Annotated in this window: 3 protein-coding genes; all 3 read left to right on the top strand. The window is 69.3% G+C overall.

Going from position 1 to position 2,402, the window contains the following annotated elements; translation table 11 throughout:
* The first annotated feature begins 288 nt into the window (after window positions 1-288).
* Window positions 289-1,071 carry a dienelactone hydrolase family protein gene (locus tag GJ693_RS15455; RefSeq protein ID WP_156257136.1) on the top strand — a complete coding sequence of 261 codons (783 nt, stop codon included), beginning with the start codon at window positions 289-291 and terminating at the stop codon, window positions 1,069-1,071.
* Window positions 1,072-1,103: 32 nt separating this feature from the next.
* On the top strand, window positions 1,104-1,511 hold the full coding sequence (locus GJ693_RS15450) for an FKBP-type peptidyl-prolyl cis-trans isomerase (RefSeq protein ID WP_156257135.1): 408 nt from the start codon (window positions 1,104-1,106) through the stop codon (window positions 1,509-1,511).
* Between the two features lie 13 nt (window positions 1,512-1,524).
* The coding region (locus GJ693_RS15445) for a patatin-like phospholipase family protein (RefSeq protein WP_156257134.1) at window positions 1,525-2,402 on the top strand (878 nt) is incomplete at its 3' end.

Here is a 2,402-nt window from a genome sequence, read left to right as displayed (position 1 = left end):
CGGCCGCGCGCGTGCCGCGCGCGGACTCGCGCAAGGCCGGCCGGGCTGGCTGCCGGCCGCAAGCCGGCAGAACAGCTTCGACGGCGTGGCTCCGCCACGCCTTTTCCTTCCTTCCTTGACTCCCCTCTGCGGACTCGGCGGCTCTGCCGCCGGCCGCACTCACATCCGCCCCTTTTGGCAATTCCCACCCCCAACCCCTCCCGCAAGCGGGAGAGGAGCCGTGTGCGCTGATGGCGCTTGTCATCCACCAATCCCCACCGCAATCTCCCCACCACAGGGGGACCCGCCATGCCGCTTTCCGACTACAACCTCACCGATTTCTCCGCCGGCCCCTACACAAGGCCCGTCTATCGCCGCGGGCAGGGGCCGGCGGTGATTGTCATCCACGAAATCCCAGGCCTGCACGATCAGGTGATCGACTTTGCCGACCGGCTGGTGGACGCCGGCATGACCGTGTTCTGCCCCAGCCTGTTCGGCACGCCGGGCAAACCGGTGACCACCGGCTATGCCTTGCAGCAGATGTTCCTCAACGTCTGCATCCGGCGCGAGTTCGCGGCCTGGAAGGACGGCCGCTCCAGCCCGATCGTCGACTGGTTGCGGGCGCTGGCGCGGACGGCGCATCAAGAGTGTGGCGGGCCCGGCGTCGGCGCCGTCGGCATGTGCTTCACCGGCGGCTTTGCGCTGGCGATGATGACCGAACCCAGCGTGATCGCCCCCGTGCTGAGCCAGCCCAGCCTTCCCTTGGGCGGCGCCAAGCAGGGCAGCATCGATGCCACCCCGGCCGAAATTGCCTGCGCGAAGCAGCGGCTGGCAGCCGAGGACCTGACCATCCTCGGCCTGCGCTATCGCGGCGATGCGTTCGTGCCCGATGCCCGCTTTGAACGTTATGCCCGCGAGTTTGGTGACCGCTTCGAGGATGTGACGCTGGAACCCGAACATGCGCGCCAGGGCACCGGGCGGCCACCGCATTCGGTGCTTACCATCCATCTGCCCACCGAAGGCCCCGGCAAGGACGCGGAAACCCGGGTGATCGCCTTCTTCGGCAAGCGTCTGGGCCTTGTTGGCCCTTGATCTGGTTGCGGGAAGCCGCCAAGTCTCACCCCATGATCCGCGCCCTCATCGCCCCCATCGCCCTCATTGCCACCGCCGCCACCGCCCAGCAGACGGTGCTGCCTGGCGGCACCCGCGTGACGGACGTGAAGGTGGGAACTGGCGCCATGGCCGAGCCAGGTCGCGCCGTGGCGGTGCACTACACCGGCTGGCTCTATATCGATGGCGGCAAGGGCAAGCAGTTTGACAGCAGCCGCACCACCGGCCGGCCGTTCGTGTTCACGCTGGGCCAGGGCGAGGTGATCCTGGGCTGGGATGAAGGGGTGGCGGGCATGAAGGTGGGTGGCAAGCGCGCGCTGATCGTGCCGCCGGCCGCCGGCTATGGCGAAAATGGCGCCGGCGACGTGATCCCGCCCGGCGCCACCTTGATCTTCGAGGTCGAACTGCTGGGGGTGCAGTGAGCGCCGGCCGGCCATGAGCCCGCTTGATGCCCTGCCAGGCCAGCGCGTGCTGGTGCTGCAGGGCGGTGGCGCGCTTGGCAGCTACCAGGCCGGGGTGTTCACGGCGCTGGCCGGCACGGGCTGTTGCCCGCACGCGGTGGCGGGCATCTCCATCGGCGCCATCAACGGCGCGCTGATCGCCGGTAATCCGCCGGAGCGGCGCGCCGAGCGGTTGCGGGCGTTCTGGGAGCGGGTGACCAGCGGGCCGGCGTCGCCCTGGCTGATGCCAGCGCAAGCCAATCCGGTTGCCGATCTGGTGCGTCATCAGACCGAGGCGGCGGCCACCCAGCTGCTGGGCGCCCCCGGCTTTTTCCGACCGCGCTGGCCGTGGTGGCCGCAGTGGTGGCCCGGTCAGACGTCGCTTTATGACACCAGTGAACTGAAGGACACGCTGAACGAACTGGTCGATTGGGATCTGCTCAACAGCGGGGCGGTGCAGCTGGCGGTGGGTGCGGTGAATGTCGAGACCGGCAATTTCCGCTATTTCTGCACGGCGCGGGAACGGCTGGACGTGCGCCACATCATGGCCTCGGGCGCCCTGCCGCCGGGGCTGCCGGCCGTGGAGATCGATGGCCAATATTGGTGGGACGGCGGCCTCGTCTCCAATACCCCGCTCGATCATGTGCTGGCCGACGATGACGAGACGGATCTGGCCATTTTCCAGGTCGATCTCTTCCCGGCGCGCGGCCCGCTGCCGACCAGCCTGGCCGACGTGGAGGAGCGGGCGGCCGACATCCGCTTTTCCAGCCGCACCCGCTTCACCACCGATGCTCAGGCGCGGCTGAACGGCCCGCGCGAAGCCTGGGCGCGGCTGGCGGCGCGGCTGCCGGCTGAACTGCGCGACAGCGCCGA

The organism is Sandarakinorhabdus oryzae (assembly GCF_009733735.1).
GTDB lineage: Bacteria > Pseudomonadota > Alphaproteobacteria > Sphingomonadales > Sphingomonadaceae > Sandarakinorhabdus > Sandarakinorhabdus oryzae.
The sequence above is the reverse complement of the archived record's forward strand: the minus strand, read 5'-3'. Positions and strand labels throughout refer to the sequence as shown.

Bases quoted from the DNA above. Each gene is read 5' to 3' on its own strand.
- GJ693_RS15455 (WP_156257136.1), top strand. From the start codon at position 289: ATGCCGCTTTCCGACTACAACCTCACCGATTTCTCCGCCGGCCCCTAC.
- GJ693_RS15450 (WP_156257135.1), top strand. From the start codon at position 1,104: ATGATCCGCGCCCTCATCGCCCCCATCGCCCTCATTGCCACCGCCGCC.